The following is a 20,494-nucleotide window of genomic DNA, read 5'->3' on the forward strand; positions in this document are numbered from 1 at the left end:
TCCTGTTCAAGGATGCCCGGTGTGGTTTCAGAAGAGGTGGGCGAAGACACGTTCGGCCAATGGCCGGCCCAGGTCACCTCGCCAGATTTGCACTTCTTCGATCTGGCTGCTTTGCCATTCTGTGCCCAGTTTGCGCTGGGCCGGTATTTTCAAATGGGCTTTGTCGAACTCGGCAAAGCGCGGCTTCTGCTTGTTGTAATGGAAGTGCGCATACCAGAGGGTACGTCGCGGTTGATGGGTGCGATCATAGATGACGTACTCCTGCAGAAAGTCCGGACGTCCATCGGGGCGTTTTCTTAGTTCCACAAGGCCGCCAACCTTTTCGATCTCCACCACACCCCGTTGATTCTCTAAGTACTCAAGGTGGCCGCCGTTAGGCTGTTTGGTTTGCAGAATTTGCTGGACGCGCAGTTGACGTCCATCGTTCACCAGCTGTCTTGCGGCTTCGCGCAGTTCGTTGATCAAGTCGTCGGTGGGGCTTAGGCGTTCGATTGTGTTGGCGGCAGCATTCAGGTCGTCGGCCCGTTTGAGCATCAAGTCCTCAAGGCTGGCGGGTTCCAGGTTTTGAGTGGCATAATCATCGACTTTGTTGCGAAACGCAGTGGATCCGTCGAGAAATTTGCGTGCCTCGGAGCGGCTTTGTGAAAGCGATGTTTGACTGGCTGACCCCGCAGACGTTTGGGGGTTTTGCAGGATGAACCTGCCGTCGGCGCCTTGAGTGTAGATTTCGTCACGACCATTGATGCCCGTGAGTGTGTAGGTGTTGCGCTGTTGTGTGGGAGTACCAATAAGGTAAAGGTCGTCAGTGGTTTGAAACACCCGAGCGCTGCTAGGCTGGTTTCTCTGCACGGTCGGAAGGTTTTCGGTGGGTGTCTTCAAGTAGCGGCTGTAATAATTGATGCTATCGTCGAGGCTACTTTCTAGTACCTTTACAACGGCGGCGTCGAAGTACTCATCACTGCTGATGCTCCAGTAACGCAGATTGTTTTTGAAGGCGTGAAGTTCATCGATTCCTTGTTTGAGTATTGCACTGCGTTGCACTCTGCTATGGCTGACCGAAGCAAGCTGGCTCAGGGCATAGAGCATCCGGTCAAGGCGCTTGCGCGGTGCTGACAATTTTTCCTGAAGACGAGCCCAACCTAGGTCGAAACCGCTTAGCGGTTTACTGATCAACTCTTTGAGCTGGTCGATTCGCAGGCCGTTGAGCACCACGGGTGTGAGGTTTTCGGTCACGCGATCGATGTCGCTGATAAAGTCTCTTCGGTCAATGCCCCGGGTGATTTTGAGTTTCCAGGTCCTCATGTTGTCGATATGGCGTGCCATCAGTTCAAGTGCGTCGAGAATGTTGCGGCGAAGGGGCAGGACCTGATTTCTCTTCTGCGCCAGCTGACGAGTAAGGGTGTAAAAAGCCTCTCCTGTGGTTCCGTCCGGCGCTAGGGTTTGCGCGATTCCCTGGGCCAGTCTCTTGAGCTCCAGGCCGATATTCTCTATTTCGGTATAAATAGATTCGACGCGTGTTATGGCGTTGTTCAATCTGAGATGGTAGCGGCTGGTCAGCATTTTCGCTGTGACGCTCATTTGATCTTTTGTTGACTGGGCGTTGGAGCGTGTTGCCAGTGCCAGGAAGTCTTCGTAGGTTGAGTACAGCGCAAGCCCGTCCGTGATGTCCTTTTCGATCTCCTGCTCTGTAATTGCTAGCCCTTGGCGGTGTTTGTCATTGACTCTACGTGTTTGCAGTTGAAAGGCTTCGCCGTCTGACCTTAATTTGTTTAAAAGCCTTTGGTATTGGCGCTGACGTACATCCGTCCAGGATATCGGTAGCCGCTCGCGAATCGCCGCCGGCCAGTACGGTGCCAGTACATCCGCCAGGTGTCCCAGGACCTGCCCGCCGCCTGCGCCGCCGCCGAGCAGGTGCACGCCATACAGCGCGAAATGGGTGTCCCACTGGCCGTTTTCATTCAGCGCGATATTTTTCCGCCAGGTCTTGAACTGTGTGCCACGCAGACGCCAGGTGTGTTCCGTCTCCAGCCATTGCACCTGGCAGGGGCGGTCGCCCACCAGGATGAAGTCGCCTTTGGCGTGCTGGTAGATGCCTTTGTACTTGCCGTGGCGCCCCGGCTCGATCCCGGCCAGCGACAACGGCGTCTGGTATTCCCAGCCTTCAAAGCGCGACAGGCGTCGGGCGCTGCCGGGCGCAAAGCCTGCCGCCGGGCCTGCTTGCAACAGTTGCAACTGACGCTGGCGGGTCAGCTGACGGGCGCTCAGGGCCTTGAGGGGCAGGCCGGGCGCAAGGTCGATGGCAGCATCGACGAAAGCCAGCAGCACTTGTTGCAGCGCCTCCAGCGCCTTGTACACCTCATCCTGGCGCAATGCGCTGACCAGTCGGGCGCTGGCGTCAAAGAAGTCGTAGACGGCGACGACGGTGCCGATTACCGGAATGAAGCCCAGCGCCATCTTGATGTAGTTAAAGATCATGCCGCTCTGGTAGGCGAAGTTTTCCAGCCACAGGTCGCGGTTCGAGCGCGAGGTGGCGCGATGGGCTTCGAGTATCCGGCCACCTTGGGCGTCGAGCAGGTGCTGGGCCAGTGAGGTGGTCGAGGGCCATGTCGTGCCCAGGCCAATAATGCCGTCGAAGCGATGTTCGATGGCCTGGCGCATCCGCGATCGGTGTGCGTCCGGGTTGCCCAGCAAGGCGCGCCCGGCCAGGTAGTCGATTTCGCCGCTCTGCTTGCTCAGGTTATACAAGCCGGAACGGGCCGCTTCCAGGCTGCTGTACTGGCGCACCAGGCGGGTGGGATGCTCGGGTCGGTAGAGTACAGTGATGCCGCTGTTCTGATCGCTGATGAAGGTGACCCCGGACAGCGTAGTGCCGTAGCTGTCGGTGTCTTTGCCGCCTGCGCTCAGCCGCGCAGAAATCAGTTCAATATCGTGGCCGTCGGCTTGGTAGGCCGCTTTGTTGTCGGCGTCGATGGCGATATTGAAGATCGTCTGGCCCCTGTCATCCAGCTCGCCCTTGGCCCTGGCCTGGGCGCTATGCATGATGAGCATCTGACGGAAAGGTTCACCCAGGCATTGACGCCGATAGGCCCGGGAAAAAGCGCTTTCGTGAGTGCCCCGATACGCCTCGGTGATCTTGTTCTCGTATTGCTGGGCCAGGTCAAGGTCGGTGGCCAGGCCGCTCAGGTAGGTTTTGTCGATGCTGTCCTTGAGCTGTTGAACAAGCGCCTGATTCGATGTGTTGAGCTTCAGCTTGAGAAAACTCAGACGCTCTTTCATGGCCTCGTCGATGTTGTCCAGCAACAAGGCATCCAGCGTCAGGTCGACCCATTTGTTGCTGGCCTTGAGCGTCGACTTGGTGGCAATGCCCTGGGGGCTGGTGCTGTCAACCACAATGGGCACCCACGAGGTGCTCTCTGGCAGGTAGAGGGTGATGGGGCTGTCGTCGTAGCCAGGGAAGTCCTGCTTCAGGCGTTGGCTGATGAGCTGGCGGCAGAACAGTTCGCGGTGGGGCAGGTCGCGGGCGACTAGGGCTTGGGCCCGGTGCATGGCCGCGATGAAGCCGAGGGTGCCGGCCTTGAGCATCGCCCGATCGCTTGCCGACAGCTTGTCCAGCCAGTTCAGGGAAACGCCCGTCAACGTGGCACTGGTTTCCTGCTCCTGGATCAGGTTGAACGCGTACTCGCGCGCGGCGTGGCGGGGGACCTGCAGGCGCCGGGCCAGTGCTTCTTTCACCGCCGCGGGCGCCTCCTCGGTGGTCAGCGCAGTCTTGGCCTGGCTTAAATGGTGGGCCAGAACCACGGCCAGGACATCGCCGGTCACCGGGCTCAGGCTCAGTGACTGCTCGCTCTGGTCGTTAATGGCGAAGCAGCGGGTCAGTTCCGCTTGGTTGGCGCAGCGTAGCAGCCCGCCGGCTTCACCCGGCCAGTACAGCAGCAGGCTCTGCGGTTTGTCACCGTCCTGCAGGGTCACGACCAGGCAATCATTGAGGGTGGTGCTGGTAGAGATTTGGACGCCATTGTCCATCGACGTTGTGTTGAGCACTGGATGCGCCGCGACAATACGGGAGCCCAGGCGCGGGAAGGTGTCGGGTTGATCGAGAAGGCTTTCGAGCCACCTCAATTCTTCGTTATCGATTTGCCCCAGCAGGTTCTGCAAGCGCGCGTGGGCGCGCAAGCCGTGGTAATGCGCCTGGAGCAGCGCAGCATTGGCGGCGGGGGATTGCTCCTGTTGCCAGGTGTCGGTCTTCAGTTGCTGCTCAATGGCCTGTTCCGCTTGTTGGCAGGCATCGCCAAGAGTTTGCTGATGATCCTTGAGCGCTTGCAGATCGGTTTCGGCAATGCTGGCCATTAGTGCCCGCTGGGTGTTGATCTGTTGCAGGCGGATGGAATAAGGGATGTCGAGGTTCAAGCTGCCAAAGTCGTAGAACGAACGCTGCGAGGCGTCTTCGCTGTCGGTTGATTCAAGGGCAGGCGGCAGGCTGAAGATGCTTGAACTGCGCTGCTGAGTATCGACCCAGTGGACCATCGACAGCGCAAGTTCGCCAAACTGGCGGATATCTTCGCCGGGCTTGAAGTCCAGCGCGCTCAAACGCTCATTGAGCAGGCTGTTGAACAGCGGGCTGAAACCGCCCGAAAGGCTGTCGTGGCTTTCATAGCTGACGCTGGAGGCCGTGGCGCCAATGGCCGCCTCCAGGTCCGCCTGGGACGCGTGGGTACTGAAGCCGCTGCCGGGGCGATACAGCATCAGTTGTGGTTCGTCTTCGGTTTTGAACAGCAGCGCTCCTGGCATTACCTGGTCGTCTATCGCGACGGTCTGGATCTCGATACCTTGCTGGCTATGCCATTCAGGGTTGTCGAGCACCTCTTTGACCGCGCGTTGCTGTTGCCTATCGAATTTGCCGGTTGCCAGCGCCACATCCCAACTGGCCTTGAAAATATCCAGGTACTGGTTCTGGGCATGGGTACGGCGGCTGACGGCGGTATCCGAGGCCCGCGCTTGCCAGTAGCGATCCCACTGGTGTCGGACCGCCGCGGGAAGGTCCAGTTGCGCAAGCCTGGCGAGCAGTTGCGTGGGTGTCAGGCGCAAGGTCGGATGATCGGGGCCCTGAGCGGTCACCCGGGCGTGCTGGTCAAGATCAGCGGGCGGCTGGGGATACTGGCGCGTGTGTAGCGCCAGGGCGACCAGGCTGACATCGCTGTCATGTGTATCGGAGATACGAAATCGCAGGGCAGTGCTCAGTGGATCGACACCCAGCTGTTCGCGTACTACGTCCTGTAGTGTCTGGTAAACGCCGGGTGCTTGTGCAAGCAAGGTGGTGAAAGTATCGCGATGGTCTTTCCAGCGTTTGCTGGCATCTGCCAGCAACGCAGTGTCGTGGTTTATGACTGAAATGAAATCCACAGGAGAGTGAGGGGCGGGAATTTCTGGCAAGTCGCTCATGGGGTATCCCAAACGTGAAGTTATGGCCGGAAATGGCGTTCACATTGGGCGCGAGGCGTTGCCGCTAGATGCGGTACATAGGTACTGCGGATAACCGTCGGGCGACATTCATCAAACTGTCACGCAACTGTGGCAGCGCGCTTGAACGAATTTCATCAGACTCGCGCTCTACTGGGGATTTGCATTCTGGTGTTTCGCTCATGCGGGCTTTGGTTTTTTTTCTGGCGCTGATGTGCGCCATTCCTTCTTTTGCAGCGTCGCGTTGCGACGTCAACGTGCCCACTGAACGGGTCGAGCTGGCGCAGGTCAGCCTGGCTTACCAGAGCATCGGGCGTGATTCGGACCCGGTCTTGCTGCTGGTCATGGGCCTGGGCGGGCAACTGATCCACTGGCCCGATGAAGTGGTGGTGGCCCTGTGTCAGCAGGGCTTTCGGGTGATCCGCTACGATAACCGTGATGTCGGCCTGTCCAGCTGGAACCAGGCGCCAGACGACGCCAACCTGACCTTCGAAGTGCTGCGCTACAAGCTGGGTTTGCCGGTGGCCGCGCCTTACACCCTGAGCGACATGGCCGAAGACGGCCTGGGGTTGATGGATGCCCTGCAGGTGGAGCGCTTTCATGTACTGGGCGTGAGCATGGGCGGCATGATCGCCCAGCATCTGGCGGCGCTGGCACCGCAGCGGGTCGAGAGCCTGACCCTGATCATGTCCAGTTCCGGTGCCCAGGGCCTGCCGGCACCAAGCCCGGCGCTGGTGCAGTTGCTGGCCAGGCGCGGCGCGCCGAATCGCGAGGTGGCGCTTGAGCAGCAGGCCGACTTGCTGGCCGCCTTAGGCAGCCCCGAGGTCAAGGATGATCGCCAGGCGCTGCTTGAGCAGGCCGCGATCGCCTACGACCGCGCCTTCAACCCCGAAGGGGTCAAGCGCCAGATCATGGCGATCCTCGCCGAACAGAGCCGGGTTGAGCTGCTCAACAACCTGCGCCTGCCGACCCTGGTGGTGCATGGCACCGCCGACCCGCTGCTGCCGGTGATGCATGGCGTACACCTGGCAGCGCACATCAAGGGCAGCCAGCTACGCCTGATTCCAGGGTTGGCGCATCGCTTTCAGGAGCAGTTCAAAGGGCCGTTGCTGGGTGCGGTGTTGCCGTATCTGAACACGCAGCGCCTGGCCGATACCCATGTGGCGGTGTATTGAGACTGCTGCTGCCCTGAACAGGTCAATGCAATCTGACCCAGACACTCACCAGCACCGTCGCCGCCACCAGCCAGGCCAGGGTCGCCAGGGCCAGCGAAGTTTCCAGGCGCAGGCGCTCGACCAGCAGGTACAGCGTCGCCAGGTAAACGAAGTAGGGGATGATCGACCACGCACTGAACAGGATGGTGGTCTTCAGGTCCTCCAGTGAACGCCCCTTGCCGACGATGTAGTGGGCGATCAGGGCGAAGGTCGGGAACAACGGCACCAGGCCGGCTATGTAGTAGTTGCGGGTCTTGGCCAGGGCGGCAAGGATCACCACCACGGCCGCACCCAGGCAGGCTTTGAGGATCAGGTCCACGTTTTGTTCCGTTTCTGCGGCCGGTCAGCCCAGGCCATACTTTTTCACTTTGTCGAACAGCGTGGTCTTGGCCATGCCCAGCTCCTGGCTGGCCTGGCTGAGGTTGCCGCCGGTACGTTGCAGGGCATCGCCGAGCAGGTTGCGCTCGAAGGCCTCGACCGCTTCGGCAAAGCCCAGGCCCTGGTTGGCGCTGGCACCGGCCTTTTTGAATGCCGGCAAACCCAGGGCATAGCGCTCGGCGACGTTGCGCAGTTCGCGCACGTTGCCTGGCCAGTCGTGGGCCATGAGCCGCGACAGGGTCTGGCTGTCCAGTTGCGGGACTTCCCGGTCGAAGCGCAATGACGACTGCTGCAGGAAATGTTCGAACAGTTGCAGGATGTCTTCGCGACGCTCGCGCAGTGGCGGCAGTTCCAGGGTCACCACGTTCAGGCGGTAGTACAGGTCGCTGCGAAATTGCCCGCTCTGGCCCAGGGTGTCGAGGTCGGACTTGGTCGCGGCGATAACCCGGCAGTCCACGGCAATGCTCTGGTTCGAGCCCAGGCGCTCCAGGGTGCGCTCCTGCAGCACGCGCAGCAGCTTGATCTGCAGGTTCAGCGGCATGCTTTCAACCTCGTCGAGGAACAGCGTGCCGCCGTTGGCGTGCTCGATCTTGCCGATCCGGCGTTTGCCGGCGCCGGTAAAAGCGTTGGCTTCGTGGCCGAAGATTTCGCTCTCGAACAGGTTCTCCGGCAGGCCGCCGCAGTTCAGGGCCACGAACGGCGCGCCCTGGCGGCGGCTGAAATCGTGCAGGCAACGGGCGACCAGCTCCTTGCCGGTGCCGGTCTCGCCTTCGATCAGCACATTGGCCGAAGTATCGGCGACGTTGGCGATCAGTTCACGCAGGTTCTGCATGGCCGGCGAGCGGCCGATGATTCGCCCTTCAAGGGTACTCTGCCCGGCCAGTTGCCGGCGCAGGGCAAACACTTCGCGGGACAGCCCGCGCTGCTCCAGGGCACGGCGCACCACTTCGACCAGGCGCTCCGGGGCGAAGGGTTTTTCCATGAAGTCGTAGGCGCCGTTGCGCATGGCGCCGACCGCCATGTCGATATCGCCGTGGCCGGTGATCAGCACCACCGGCAGGCTGCGGTCGCGGGCCTTGAGGCGGCTGAGCAGTTCCAGGCCATCGATGCCGGGCAGGCGTATGTCGCTGACAACGATGCCGGCAAAGTCATCGCCGATGCGCTGCAGGGCCTCTTCGGCGCTGCCAACGCCTTCGCAGGCAATGTCTTCCAGGGCCAGCGCCTGCTGGCAGCCGAGCAGCACATGCGGGTCGTCTTCGACGATCAGGACAGTTAGGGGCGCTTGGTTCATAGGGACTCGGCTGATTCTGTGGGGGCATTGACCAGCGGCAGGCCGAGCACGAACGCAGTGCCGCCGCTGGCGGGGTGTTCGACGCTGAGGCTGCCCTTGGCGGCGGCGGCGAGGCTGGCAGACAAGGTCAGGCCCAGGCCCAGGCCGTGCTCTCCCGGTTTGGTGGTGAAAAACGGTTCAAACAGGTGCTTGCGCGCTTCGTCATCGATGCCGTGACCGTTGTCGCGCACGCGCAGGCGGTACTTGTCGCCCTGCAGCTCGCCTTCCAGCCACAACTGCGGCATGGGTTGCGCGGCCATGGCATCGAGGGCGTTGCCGATCAGGTTGACCAGGATCTGCTCCAGGCGGGTCTGGTCGATGGCCAGCTTCTGGTCTTCGTAGTTGCTGTGCAACTGCAGGTGACAGCCGGCGATGCGGTTGCCCAGCACCTGCAGGCTGGCCTCGACGGCCTTGCCTAGCGAGGCCTTGCCGCTGTCTTCGCCACGGCGGGCGAAGGAGCGCAGGCTGGCGGTGATGCGGCCCATGCGGTCAATCAGGTCGTTCATGGTGCGCAGGTTGGTGCTGACGGTTTCCAGCGCGCCGCGTTCGAGGAAGCGCACGCTGTTGCCCGACAAAGTGCGCAGGGCCGCCAGCGGCTGGTTCAGTTCGTGGGCGATGCTGGTCGACATCTGGCCGATGGCGGCCAGCTTGCCGGCCTGGACCAACTCGTCCTGGGCGTGGCGCAGGGTCTGCTCGGCATGCCGGCGTTCGCGGATCTGGCCCTTGAGCCGGTCGTTGCTGGCGCGCAGGTCGGCGGTGCGTTCGGCGATCTTGCGCTCCAGCTGGCTGTTGGCTTCTTCCAGCGCTTCACGGGCGGCCAGGCGCGTGGCGATCACCTTGCGTCGTTCGTTCCAGGCAATCAGCAGGATCGCCAGCAGGGCAAAGGCGACGCCGACCAGGATGCCCTGGACCATGGATTCGCGGCGTAGATCCTGCAGCGGCGTGAGCAGGGTGAAGTGCCAGGGGGTGTCGCTCAGGCGCCGGGTTTGCGCCAGGTACGCCACTTCGCGGCGGCCATCGCCGAGTTCGGCATTGGCCGGGAAGCTCAGCTTCTCGACGCCGTCGGCGATTTTCTCCCGCGACAGCGGCTCCAGTTCATTCAGCGGCCACCAGTAGTACTGCAGGCTGCGCGCCAGGCGTTCCTTGATTTCCGGGGTCAGCGGGCGCACCGACTTGAGCCGCCGTGCCGGGTCGCTGGAAAGGATGATGATGCCGTTCTCGTCGCTGACGAACGCCTCCAGGCGAGCCCGTTGCCAGCGCTCTTCCATGGCCTCAAGGCGCACCTTGATCACCGCCACGCCGATGATCTTGCCGTGTTCTTCCAGGCCGTGGGCGAGGAAATAACCCGGCTCCCCGGTGGTGCTGCCGATGCCATAGAAGCGCCCCGGCTGGCCGCGCACGGCGTCCTGGAAATAGGCACGGAACGACAGGTCTTCGCCGAGGAAGCTGTCGACATCGCGCCAGTTGCTGGTGGCCTGGACCCGGCCGCTGGTGTCGAGGACGAAGATCGCCCGGCTGCGGCTGCGGCGGTTCAGGCCTTCAAGGTATTCGTTGACCGCCTGGCGGTGTTCGCCATCGGTTTCGGTGAGCAGGCTGGAAACGCTGTTTTCAAGCTCCAGCAGGCTTGGCAGGTAGGTGTACTTGCTGATCTCGCTCTCGACCGCGCGCGCGTGCAGCTCGAGCTGTCGCTCGCCGTTTTCGCTCAAGGTGCGGATGCCGTTGTGTTCGCTGATCATGAAGCCGGCCACGCCCAGGCCGATCATCAGCAGGATGATCAGTGGCGGTAACAGCAGCTGGCGAATCAGACGGGGTTTCACGGCAAGGGCAGGCTTGGCAGGGCGAAAGAGCGTAGGGTCGCATTTCATCACAGTAGCCTTGGTACGGCCAGCACGCTCTGCCGGCGTACACCGGACAGAGCGTGATGATCACCTCAGTGTTGCAGGATCTTGCTGAGGAAGTGCTGGGTACGCTCGTCGCGCACGCTCTGGTCACCAAAGAACTCTTCCTTGGTGCAGTCTTCGATGATGTTGCCCTTGTCCATGAAGATCACCCGGTTGGCGACCTTGCGGGCAAAGCCCATTTCATGGGTCACGCACATCATGGTCATGCCTTCGTTGGCCAGCTGGACCATGACGTCGAGTACTTCGCTGACCATTTCCGGGTCCAGTGCCGAGGTCGGTTCGTCGAACAGCATGATGATCGGGTCCATGGCCAGGGCGCGGGCAATCGCCACGCGCTGTTGCTGACCACCGGAGAGCTGGCCCGGGTGCTTGTGGGCATGCGCCGAGAGGCCGACCCGCTCAAGCAGTTGCAGGCCCTTCTTGGTGGCTTCTTCCTTGCTGCGGCCGAGCACCTTGATCTGCGCGATGGTCAGGTTTTCGGTGATGGTCAGGTGCGGGAACAGTTCGAAGTGCTGGAACACCATGCCGACCCGCGAACGCAGCTTCGGCAGGTTGGTCTTGGGATCGGCAATCGAGGTACCGTCGACCACGATGTCACCCTTCTGGAAGGGTTCCAGGGCGTTGACGCACTTGATCAGGGTCGATTTGCCCGAGCCCGACGGACCGCAGACGACAACCACCTCGCCTTTCTTGACCTCGGTGTTGCAGTCGGTCAGAACCTGGAAGTCCCCGTACCACTTGTTGACGTTCTTGATGGAGATCATACGGTTATCCTTTTCTGCAGACGCTTGACCAGGAAGGAAGCGGAGAAGCTGATGACGAAGTACACGGCGCCGGCAAATACCAGGAACTCGTTGGAGCGCCCGATGATGTCGCCACTGGCCCGTGCCGAGTTGAGGAAGTCGACCAGGCCGACGGTGTAGACCAGCGAGGTATCCTGGAACAGGATGATGCTCTGCTGCAGCAGCAGCGGGGTCATCTTGCGAAACGCCTGGGGCAGGATGATCAAGCGCATGGTCTGGCCGTAGGTCATCCCCAGGGCCTGGGCGGCGCCCATCTGGCCCTTGGCGATCGACTGCACGCCGGCGCGGACGATTTCACAGAAATACGCCGCCTCGAACATCATGAACGCCACGACGCAGGAGGTGAACGCCCCGATCGGGGTGTCTTCGCCAGTGATCCAGCGCAGCACGAACGGTACCGCCAGGTAGAACCAGGTGATCACCAGCAGCAGCGGGATGGAGCGAAAGTAGTTGACATAGGCGCCGGCCACGTTCGACAGCAGCTTGTTCGACGACAGGCGCATCAGGGCCAGGATGGTGCCCAGTACGATACCGCCGACAACGCCCATGACCATCAGCTGCAGGGTCATGAGCATGCCGTTCCACAGGCCCGGCAGGGCAGGAATGATTCCACTGAAGTCCATTATTTACCCCCCACGGAGATCAGGCCGGGCACGGCGACTTTCTTCTCGACCAGGCGCATCAGCAACATCAGGCCCATGTTCAGGGTGAAGTAGATCAGGGTCGCCAGGGTGAAGGCTTCAAACAGGTTGGCCGAGAACTCGGCGGTCTGTTTGGTTTGCGCCAGCAGCTCCATCAGGCCGATCAGCGAGGCCACCGAGGAGTTCTTGAACACGTTCAGAAATTCCGAGGTCAGCGGCGGAATGATGATCCGGTAGGCTTGCGGCAGCAGCACGTTCCAGTACACCTGCGGCAAGCTGAAGCCCATGGCGCGGGCGGCGGCTTCCTGGCCGCGGGGCAGCGCCTGAATGCCGGTACGCACCTGCTCGCAAACACGCGCGGCAGTGAACAGGCCCAGGCAGACGATCACGCTGATCAACGCCGAGGTGGTCGGGTTGAGGTCCTGCTTGTACCACTCCTGCAGGTTCTCTGGCAGCAGGTCGGGTACCAGGAAGTACCAGATGAACAGCTGCACCAGCAGCGGTACGTTACGAAAGAGTTCCACGTAGGCGGTGGCAATGCCCGACACCAGACGGTTTGGCACGGTACGCATGACGCCGAGTATCGAACCCAGCAGCAAGGCAATGATCCAGGCGGCGATGGCAATGGCGATGGTCCAGCCCAGGCCGGTGATGTACCAGTCCAGATAGGTTTCGCTGCCCACGCCAGTGGACTTGAAGAATACGCCCCAGTCCCAGTTGTAATTCATCGGGATCTCCCCTCAGATCAGTTTTTCACGGGCACCTTCGAGCATCCGGGGGTGCGCGAGGCACCCTCGGATGAAAGGTTAGACACTAACTAGCTGGGGATCAGGACTTCTTTTCGTCTGCAGCTTTGTCGGTAGGATTGGCGATCAACGCCTTGAGCTCGTCGCTCATCGGGAACTGCAGGTTCAGGCCTTTAGGCGGGACTGGCTGGTTGAACCACTTGTCGTAGATCTTGTTGATCTCGCCCGACTTGTAGAGGTTGACGATGGCCTTGTCGACCGCAGCCTTGAACGCCGGGTCTTCCTTGCGGACCATGCAGCCGTAGATTTCATAGGACTGCGGCGTACCGACGATGGCCCAGCCCTTCGGGTTCTTGGCCTTGGCCATTTCACCGGCGAGCAGTGCGTCATCCATCATGAAAGCCACGGCGCGGCCGGACTCAAGCATCTGGAACGACTCGCCATGGTCCTTGGCCGAGATGACGTTCATCTTCATCTGCTTGTCGGCGTTCATGGCCTTGAGGATGCGCTCGGAAGTGGTACCGGCGGTGGTCACCACGTTCTTGCCGGCCAGGTCCGCGAAGTCCTTGTACTTGGCGTTTTCCGGCTTGCCGCCTTCTGCTTTGGTCAGCAGGCGGGTGCCGACTTCGAAGATGCCGACCGAGAAGGCCACTTGCTGCTGGCGCTCGACGTTGTTGGTGGTCGAGCCACACTCGACGTCAACGGTGCCGTTCTGGACCAGCGGGATACGGGTCTGGGAGGTAACGAGGTTGTATTTGACTTGCAGGTCCGGCTTGTTCAGGTCCTTTTTCAGGGCCTCGACGATTGCCAGCTGAATGTCATGGGAGTAACCGACGGGTTTGCCCGAAGCGTCGGCGATGTAGGAGAACGGAATGGAAGCGTCGCGGTGCCCCAGGGTAATGGTGCCCGACTCGTTGATCTTTTTCAGGGTGCCGGTCAGTTCGGCAGCGAAGGCTGGCGCGCTGATCAAAGCGGCCGCAACAGCGGCGCCCAACAGATGGGGAACGATACGCATCAAAATTTCCTCGACGTTGTTTTTTTTATGGAGCCGTTGGCCGGCTCTTTCGTTCAGCGAACACTGCAGTGAAGCGTTTTGCGCATTCGGGTACTGAGTGTAGAGCATGACTCGTGCCAAGCCGTGATTTCGATCATAACGCCATGAAAAATCGGGGGATTAATCTTTTTTGACGGTTTGCGGAAGGTAGGATTCGTCCGGATGGCCGAATGGGAGGGTGTTTAGTGTTCGGAAATCCGAATGAATGGGTTCATCGCGGGGCTTTGCCCCGCGATGATGTTCAGCGATCAGGCCGCCTGAACCCGCGCGCGGTTCAGTTCAAGGCGCTGCAGGTAATCCTGCAACGCCTGTTGTTCGGCGGCGGTAGTGAACAGCCCCAGCTTGCTCCGGCGCCAGAGGATGTCGTCGGCATTCACCGCCCATTCCTCGCTGCACAGGTAATCCACCTCGCGGGTGAACAAGCCGCCGCCAATCGCTTCACCCAGGTCTTGCGGGCCCTGTACGCCTTCGAGCAGGCGCCAGACGCGGCTACCGTAGGTGCGTGCCCAGCGCTTGGCAATCTCCACCGGCAACCAGCCACAGCGGGCCAGGATGGCATCCACCAGCGCCTGCGGGGTGCTCATGTCTTCACCGCCCGGCAGGGGAGCGCTGGCGGTCCAGCTGCCGCGCATCTGGGTGAAGAACGGCGCCAGTTCGCTCATGGCCGACTCGGCCAGTTTGCGGTAGGTGGTCAGCTTGCCGCCGAACACCGACAGCAGCGGTGCTTCGCCGGTGCTGGCCGACAGCGCCAGGGTGTAATCGCGGGTGACGGCCGACGGGTTGTCGGATTCGTCGTTGCACAGTGGGCGAACACCGGCATAAGTGTGGAGGATATCGGCGCGGCTGAGCTGGTGGTTGAAGTGCTCGTTGACCACTTTCAGCAGGTAATCGGTCTCGCCCTCGGTGATAGCTACCTTGGCCGGGTCGCCGGTGTACTCGCGGTCGGTGGTGCCGATCAGGGTGAAGCGTTCCAGGTACGGAATGGCGAAGACGATGCGCTGGTCTTCGTTCTGCAGAATGTAGGCATGTTCGCCGTCGTACAGCTTCGGCACGATCAGGTGGCTGCCCTGGATCAGGCGGATGCCGTACGGTGCATCGAGCTTGAGGTCGTCCTGGATAAACTTGGCCACCCACGGGCCCGCGGCATTGACCAGCGCGCGGGCCTTGATCGACTGCTGGCTGCCATCGGCGTTTTCCAGTTGCACGTTCCACACCCCATCGACCCGGCGGGCGCTGATGCAGCGCGTGCGGGTCCGGATGTCGGCGCCTTTTTCGCGGGCGGCCATGGCGTTGAGCACCACCAGGCGGGCGTCATCGACCGCGCAGTCGGCATATTCGAAGCCACGGGTAATCGCCGGTTTGAGCGGGTTGCCCGGGCCAAAACGCAGGCTGCGCGACGCACCGAGCTGCTTGCGCTTGCCCAGGTTGTCGTAGAGGAACAGGCCGGCGCGGATCATCCAGGCCGGGCGCAGGTGTGGGCGGTGCGGCAGCACGAAGCGCATCGGCTTGACGATGTGCGGCGCCTTGGCCAACAGCACTTCGCGCTCGGCCAGAGCCTCACGCACCAGGCGGAATTCGTAATGCTCGAGGTAGCGCAGGCCGCCGTGGATCAGCTTGCTGCTGGCCGAGGAGGTATGGCTGGCCAGGTCGTCCTTTTCGCAAAGGAACACCGAAAGACCGCGTCCGGCTGCATCGGCGGCAATCCCCACACCGTTGATGCCACCGCCGATTACAGCGAGGTCATAGATTTCGGCAAGGGCGGGCGATGGCAAGCTGGATTGGGACACGGGTGGCCTCCTGAAGGTCTTTCCGACATCGAATCTGAACATTAATGTTCACTTTCGAAAATACTAGCGCAACAGAATGCGGCTCGCCAGTCACTTCCCATAGAAAATACTGATCAGATGACAAATAAATGAAAAATAACGAACATTCGAGCTGCCACCGTTGCGGTGGCAGCGTGCGCCGGCTCAGACCACTTCGAGGCGGATCTTGTACTGGTTGAGCAATTGGCTGAGGGCGGGGACCGGCGCCTGGTCGGTCACCAGGCAGTCGATCAGGCTGATCGAGCCCAGGCGCACCATGGCATTACGGCCGAACTTGCTCGAGTCGGCGGCCAGGATCACCTGGCGGGCATTGGCGATGATCGCCTGGGAGACACGCACTTCCTGGTAGTCGAAATCCAGCAGGCTGCCGTCCTCGTCGATGCCGCTGATACCGACCAGGGCGAAATCGACCTTGAACTGGTTGATGAAGTCGACACTGGCCTGGCCGACCACGCCGCCGTCACGGCGCACGTTGCCGCCGGCCAGCAACACTTCGAAATCGTCCTTGGCACTGAGGATCGACGCCACGTGCAGGTTGTTGGTGATGATTTTCAGGTGGTTGTGGTTGAGCAGGGCGCGGGCGATGGATTCGGTAGTGGTACCGATATTGATGAACAGCGAAGCGTGGTCGGGAATCTGCGCGGCAATCGCTTCGGCGATGCGCTGCTTTTCATCGCGCATCTGATCGGCGCGCATGGCATAGGCGGTGTTTTCGATGCTGGAATCGTAGGCCGCGCCCCCGTGGTAGCGGCGCAGCAGATTGACCTCCGCCAGCTGGTTGATATCACGGCGGATGGTTTGCGGGGTGACGACGAACAGCTGCGCCATTTCTTCGATACTGACATAACCGCGTTCGCGGACCAGTTCGAGGATTTGTTGTTGGCGAGGGGGCAGATTCATGGGCGGTCCTTTGGGGCAGCCGGGCAAATTGCGCCATGAAAACAGCTCAAGCTACAAGCTGCAAGCCACAAGATGATTCGCGTCTTACGCACTTGCAGCTTGTAGCTTACAGCTTGCGTCTACTGCCTACTCTTCGTGCGGTTCCCAGTCGCGGGTGCGATCCACGGCCTTCAGCCAGCCGGCATACAGCTTCTCTTTGGCCACTTCGTCCAGTTGCGGAGTGAACTCGCGCTCGATGATCGCCTTGCCGCGCAGTTCATCCAGGCCGCTCCAGAAACCGCAGGCCAGGCCCGCCAGGTAGGCGGCGCCGAGGGCGGTGGTTTCGCGCATTTGCGGGCGCTCGACACAAGTGCCGAGGATGTCGGCCTGGAACTGCATGAGGAAATTGTTGGCGACAGCGCCGCCGTCAACCCGCAGTTCGCTCAGGCGCTGGCCGCAATCCTGCTGCATGGCGTCGAGCACGTCGCGGGTCTGGTAGGCGATCGACTCCAGCGCCGCGCGGATGATGTGATCGACCTTGACCCCGCGGGTCAGGCCGAACAGCGCGCCGCGGGCGTACGGGTCCCAGTACGGAGCGCCGAGACCGGTGAAGGCCGGCACCAGGTATACGCCGTTGCTGTCCTTGACCTTGCTGGCGAAGTACTCGGTGTCGTGGGCATCGTTGACGATCTTCAGTTCGTCACGCAGCCACTGAACGGTAGAGCCGCCGTTGAACACCGCGCCTTCCAGGGCGTAGGCCACTTCGCCGCGCGGGCCGCAGGCGATGGTGGTGAGCAGGCCGTGGGAGGAGGTCACTGCCTTGTCGCCGGTGTTCATCAGCAGGAAACAGCCGGTGCCGTAGGTGTTCTTGGCCTGGCCGGGCTCCACGCACATCTGGCCGAACAGCGCGGCCTGCTGGTCGCCAGCGATACCGGCAATGGCGATACCGCTCTTGGTGCGGCCGTAGACTTGCGAGGAGCTGCGCACCTCGGGCAGCATCTGCCGAGGGATGTTCAGCACCTCGAGCATCTTCTCGTCCCACTCCAGGGTGTGGATGTTGAAGAGCATGGTGCGCGAGGCGTTGGTGTAGTCAGTGACGTGCACTTTGCCGCCGGAGAATTTCCAGATCAGCCAGCTGTCGACGGTGCCGAACAGCAGGTCGCCACGCTCGGCGCGCTCGCGGGCGCCTTCAACGTTGTCGAGAATCCACTTGAGCTTGGTGCCGGAGAAGTAGGGGTCGGTGACCAGGCCGGTGGTTTCGCGGATGTAGTCCTGCAGGCCGTCACGCTTGAGCTGCTCGCAGATCTCGGTGCTGCGCCGGCATTGCCAGACGATGGCGTTGTACACCGGGCGGCCGGTCTCCTTGTCCCAGACCACGGTGGTTTCACGCTGGTTGGTGATACCGATGGCGGCGACCTGGTCATGGCTCAGGCCAGCCTGGGCCAGGGCTTCGACCATGGTCGCGCTCTGAGTGGCGAAGATTTCCATCGGGTCGTGCTCGACCCAGCCGGCTTGAGGGTAATGCTGTGCGAATTCGCGCTGCGAGGTGCCAACCACGTTGGCGTCACGGTCGAAAATGATGGCCCGCGAACTGGTCGTGCCCTGGTCCAGGGCAATGATGTAGTTCTTGTTCTGGGTGTCTGTCATGTCGTTGGCCTTGCACTAAATGGGGTAGAGATCAGGGTGGGGCGAGCCTGGCTCGCCACCGCAGGCATCAGGATGCCTGGGTCTTGCCCTGAGGGTTGGCGTCGGTCTGGGCGTTTTCGCTCTCGGCAACCGGCAGGTTGCGGGCGATCACGCCGCGGTACAGGGCGGCCCCAAGGCTCGCTCCTATGATCGGCGCAAAAATCGGAATCAGGAAATAGGGAATATCACGACCGCCAGTAAAGGCGACTTCGCCCCAGCCGGCGAGGAAAGTCATCAGCTTGGGCCCAAAGTCCCGCGCCGGGTTCATCGCAAAGCCGGTCAGCGGGCCCATGGCGCTGCCGATCACGGCAATCAGCAGGCCGATCAGCAGGGGTGCCATGGCGCCACGCGGCAAGCCGTTGTTGTCGTCGGTCAGGGCCATGATCACCGCCATCAGTACGGCGGTGATGATCACTTCGACCAGGAAGGCCTGGCTGGTGGACAGCGCCGGGTGCGGGTAGGTGGAAAACACCGAGGCCAGCTCAAGGCTGGCCTGGCTGCCGCGGATCATTGCGTGGGCCTGTTCGAAATCGAAGAACAGGTTGCTGTACAGCGTGTAAACCAACGCCGCGCCACAGAAGGCGCCGGCGATCTGGGCAACGATGTAGAACGGTAGTTTGTGCTTCTCGAAACCGGCGAACAGGCACAGGGCGATGCTCACGGCCGGGTTCAGGTGCGCGCCGGACACCCCGGCGGTGAGGTAAATCGCCATGCTCACGCCGACGCCCCAGATGATGCTGATTTCCCACAGGCCGAAGCTGGCACCCGCAACCTTGAGCGCAGCAACGCAGCCAGTGCCGAAAAAGATCAGCAGTGCGGTGCCGAGAAATTCGGCCATGCACTGGCTTGAAAGTGTTGGTTGTCGCAGAGCAGTCGTCATTCGTTACCTCGGTTCTTGTTGTTGTGAGGCGCAGTGAGCGCTCGACAAAAACCCGACAGAAATCCCCATTTCGGTCGGGCGGCGGCAGGAAATGCACCTTATCGGGGCATAGCTATATTCAGAATCGAAAAAATATAGACAAGAAACGCTTATGTCAAAGGTCGAAAGTGAACCACCGTTCACAATCTGACTATTGGTGGCGCTGATGGGCGTTGGTTGCGCCTGGGCTTTTGCCCTAAAGTAACCGGCGAAATGGCATTCACCCTTCTGCTTGGAGTCCTGCATGACCCCCGCCCTGGATCTGCTGAAAAAGGTTCGCGCCGAACACCACATCCACAGTTACGAACATGACCCCAAGGCTGCGTCCTACGGCCTGGAGGCGGCGGAAAAGCTCAACCTAGAGCCCGCACGGGTGTTCAAGACCTTGCTCGCCAGCAGTGAAAAGGGTGAGTTGCTGGTAGCGGTAGTGCCGGTAGTCGGTAGTCTGGATCTGAAAGGCCTGGCCCATGCGGCCGGGGTGAAGAAGTGCGAGATGGCCGATCCGGCGGCGGCGCAGCGTTCGACCGGTTACCTGTTGGGCGGGATCAGCCCCTTGGGACAGAAAAAGCGCCTGCGCACTTTTATTGATGAAACCGCTCAAACCTTTGAAACAATTTTCGTCAGCGCTGGCCGCCGCGGCCTGGAAGTCGAGCTAGCTGCGGCAGTGCTGGCCGAGCATACCCAGGGTAAATTCGCCGCCATTGGCCGCGACTGACATCTGTATGCTCAAAATCGCTTGATTCTGTCTCTGTCGGCCGAGGCTGTCTGGCGGGCATGCTCTGCGGCCCGCCACTCTGAGATTCACCTCATGCCGCTTGAATTCCATCAGGTCGATGCCTTCAGCGACCGTCCTTTCGCTGGCAACCCGGCCATGGTCTATCGCCTCGACAGCTGGCTCGCCGATGAGCTGATGCAGCAGATTGCCGCCGAACACAACCTGGCCGAGACCGCGTTCGTCGTCCCCCATGCCGAAGGCTGGCAGATCCGCTGGTTTACCCCGAGCACCGAAGTGCCGCTGTGTGGCCATGCAACCCTGGCCAGCGCTCATGTGCTGTGGGAGGTCTATAAAGAGCCGGGTGAGCGCTTGTTGTTCCAGAGCAAGTCCGGTCCGCTGAGCGTCAGCCGTGACGGTCCGCGCCTGCAACTGGATTTCCCCCGGGTCGAGCCACAGCCGTTGAATGAAGCGGTAGCGGTGGCCGAAGCACTGGGCTGCCCGGTGCTGGAAGTGTGGAAAACCAGTGAGCTGCTGGTTCGGGTCGAATCCGAGCAGGTGTTGCGTGCCTGTACCCCGGACATGACGGCACTGGCGCAATTGCCGGGGCTGGGGGTGATCGTTACCGCGCCGGGTATCGAACACGATTTTGTTTCGCGCTACTTTGCGCCGGGTATCGGCATTCCTGAAGATCCGGTGACCGGCTCTACCCATTGCAGCCTGATCCCATACTGGGCGCAGCGCCTGGGCAAGAATCAGCTGCGGGCGTTCCAGTGTTCGAGTCGCGGCGGCGAATTGTTCTGCCGGCTGGAGGGGGAACGGGTGAAGATTGCTGGGTATGCCAGGCTGGTGGCCAGTGGGACTTTGATGCTTTGAAAGCATCGCGGGGCAAGCCAGCGCCTACATTGACCTTTGTAGGAGCGGGCTTGCCCCGCGATTGGCCCTGCA

General features: G+C 61.4%; 15 protein-coding genes. 3 read left to right on the forward strand and 12 right to left on the reverse strand.

The window, feature by feature from the left end:
- Positions 1-27: 27 nt before the first annotated feature.
- Complete coding sequence (locus ACIOVF_RS10745) at positions 28-5,439, reverse strand: dermonecrotic toxin domain-containing protein (protein ID WP_401289320.1); 5,412 nt, start codon at positions 5,437-5,439, stop codon at positions 28-30.
- Positions 5,440-5,639: 200 nt separating this feature from the next.
- Between ACIOVF_RS10745 and ACIOVF_RS10750 the strand changes: the two genes are divergently transcribed.
- Positions 5,640-6,632: an alpha/beta fold hydrolase gene (locus ACIOVF_RS10750; RefSeq protein WP_045197698.1), complete on the forward strand. Its 993-nt coding sequence runs from the start codon at positions 5,640-5,642 to the stop codon at positions 6,630-6,632.
- A 22-nt stretch (positions 6,633-6,654) separates the two neighbouring features.
- On the opposite strand, the gene ACIOVF_RS10755 is transcribed toward ACIOVF_RS10750, so the two are convergent.
- From ACIOVF_RS10755 to ACIOVF_RS10805, 11 genes are all read right to left on the reverse strand, one after another.
- Positions 6,655-6,981, reverse strand: coding sequence for a GlpM family protein (locus ACIOVF_RS10755; RefSeq protein WP_176794324.1), 327 nt, complete (start codon positions 6,979-6,981; stop codon positions 6,655-6,657).
- Between the two features lie 33 nt (positions 6,982-7,014).
- Complete coding sequence (locus tag ACIOVF_RS10760) at positions 7,015-8,340, reverse strand: sigma-54 dependent transcriptional regulator (RefSeq protein WP_045197702.1); 1,326 nt, start codon at positions 8,338-8,340, stop codon at positions 7,015-7,017.
- Positions 8,337-10,244 carry an ATP-binding protein gene (locus tag ACIOVF_RS10765; protein WP_045197704.1) on the reverse strand — a complete coding sequence of 636 codons (1,908 nt, stop codon included), beginning with the start codon at positions 10,242-10,244 and terminating at the stop codon, positions 8,337-8,339. The genes ACIOVF_RS10760 and ACIOVF_RS10765 overlap by 4 nt, the downstream gene beginning before the upstream one ends.
- Positions 10,245-10,309: 65 nt before the next feature.
- Complete coding sequence (locus tag ACIOVF_RS10770; RefSeq protein ID WP_401289325.1) at positions 10,310-11,044, reverse strand: amino acid ABC transporter ATP-binding protein; 735 nt, start codon at positions 11,042-11,044, stop codon at positions 10,310-10,312.
- A complete protein-coding gene (locus ACIOVF_RS10775; RefSeq protein ID WP_176794325.1) occupies positions 11,041-11,709 on the reverse strand; it encodes an amino acid ABC transporter permease in 669 nt (222 codons plus the stop codon). The genes ACIOVF_RS10770 and ACIOVF_RS10775 overlap by 4 nt, the downstream gene beginning before the upstream one ends.
- Positions 11,706-12,452: an amino acid ABC transporter permease gene (locus ACIOVF_RS10780; protein ID WP_045197710.1), complete on the reverse strand. Its 747-nt coding sequence runs from the start codon at positions 12,450-12,452 to the stop codon at positions 11,706-11,708. Before ACIOVF_RS10780 ends, ACIOVF_RS10775 begins: the two co-directional genes overlap by 4 nt.
- A gap of 100 nt (positions 12,453-12,552) precedes the next feature.
- Positions 12,553-13,485, reverse strand: coding sequence for a glutamate/aspartate ABC transporter substrate-binding protein (locus ACIOVF_RS10785; RefSeq protein ID WP_401289328.1), 933 nt, complete (start codon positions 13,483-13,485; stop codon positions 12,553-12,555).
- A 287-nt stretch (positions 13,486-13,772) separates the two neighbouring features.
- A complete protein-coding gene (gene glpD, locus ACIOVF_RS10790) occupies positions 13,773-15,311 on the reverse strand; it encodes a glycerol-3-phosphate dehydrogenase (RefSeq protein WP_401289331.1) in 1,539 nt (512 codons plus the stop codon).
- Between the two features lie 183 nt (positions 15,312-15,494).
- Complete coding sequence (locus ACIOVF_RS10795; protein WP_045197716.1) at positions 15,495-16,250, reverse strand: DeoR/GlpR family transcriptional regulator; 756 nt, start codon at positions 16,248-16,250, stop codon at positions 15,495-15,497.
- A 126-nt stretch (positions 16,251-16,376) separates the two neighbouring features.
- Positions 16,377-17,876: a glycerol kinase GlpK gene (glpK, locus tag ACIOVF_RS10800; protein WP_401289334.1), complete on the reverse strand. Its 1,500-nt coding sequence runs from the start codon at positions 17,874-17,876 to the stop codon at positions 16,377-16,379.
- A 67-nt stretch (positions 17,877-17,943) separates the two neighbouring features.
- On the reverse strand, positions 17,944-18,795 hold the full coding sequence (locus ACIOVF_RS10805; protein WP_045197720.1) for an MIP/aquaporin family protein: 852 nt from the start codon (positions 18,793-18,795) through the stop codon (positions 17,944-17,946).
- A gap of 283 nt (positions 18,796-19,078) precedes the next feature.
- Between ACIOVF_RS10805 and ybaK the strand changes: the two genes are divergently transcribed.
- Together ybaK and ACIOVF_RS10815 are read left to right on the forward strand one after the other, a co-directional pair.
- Positions 19,079-19,549, forward strand: a complete 471-nt coding sequence (ybaK, locus tag ACIOVF_RS10810) for a Cys-tRNA(Pro) deacylase (protein ID WP_045197722.1) — start codon at positions 19,079-19,081, stop codon at positions 19,547-19,549.
- A 93-nt stretch (positions 19,550-19,642) separates the two neighbouring features.
- Entirely contained in the window at positions 19,643-20,422 is a 780-nt protein-coding gene (locus tag ACIOVF_RS10815; protein WP_045197724.1) for a PhzF family phenazine biosynthesis protein, read from the forward strand.
- Positions 20,423-20,494: the final 72 nt, after the last annotated feature.

It is taken from the genome of Pseudomonas sp. NPDC087612, from assembly GCF_044743505.1.
Classification (GTDB): domain Bacteria; phylum Pseudomonadota; class Gammaproteobacteria; order Pseudomonadales; family Pseudomonadaceae; genus Aquipseudomonas.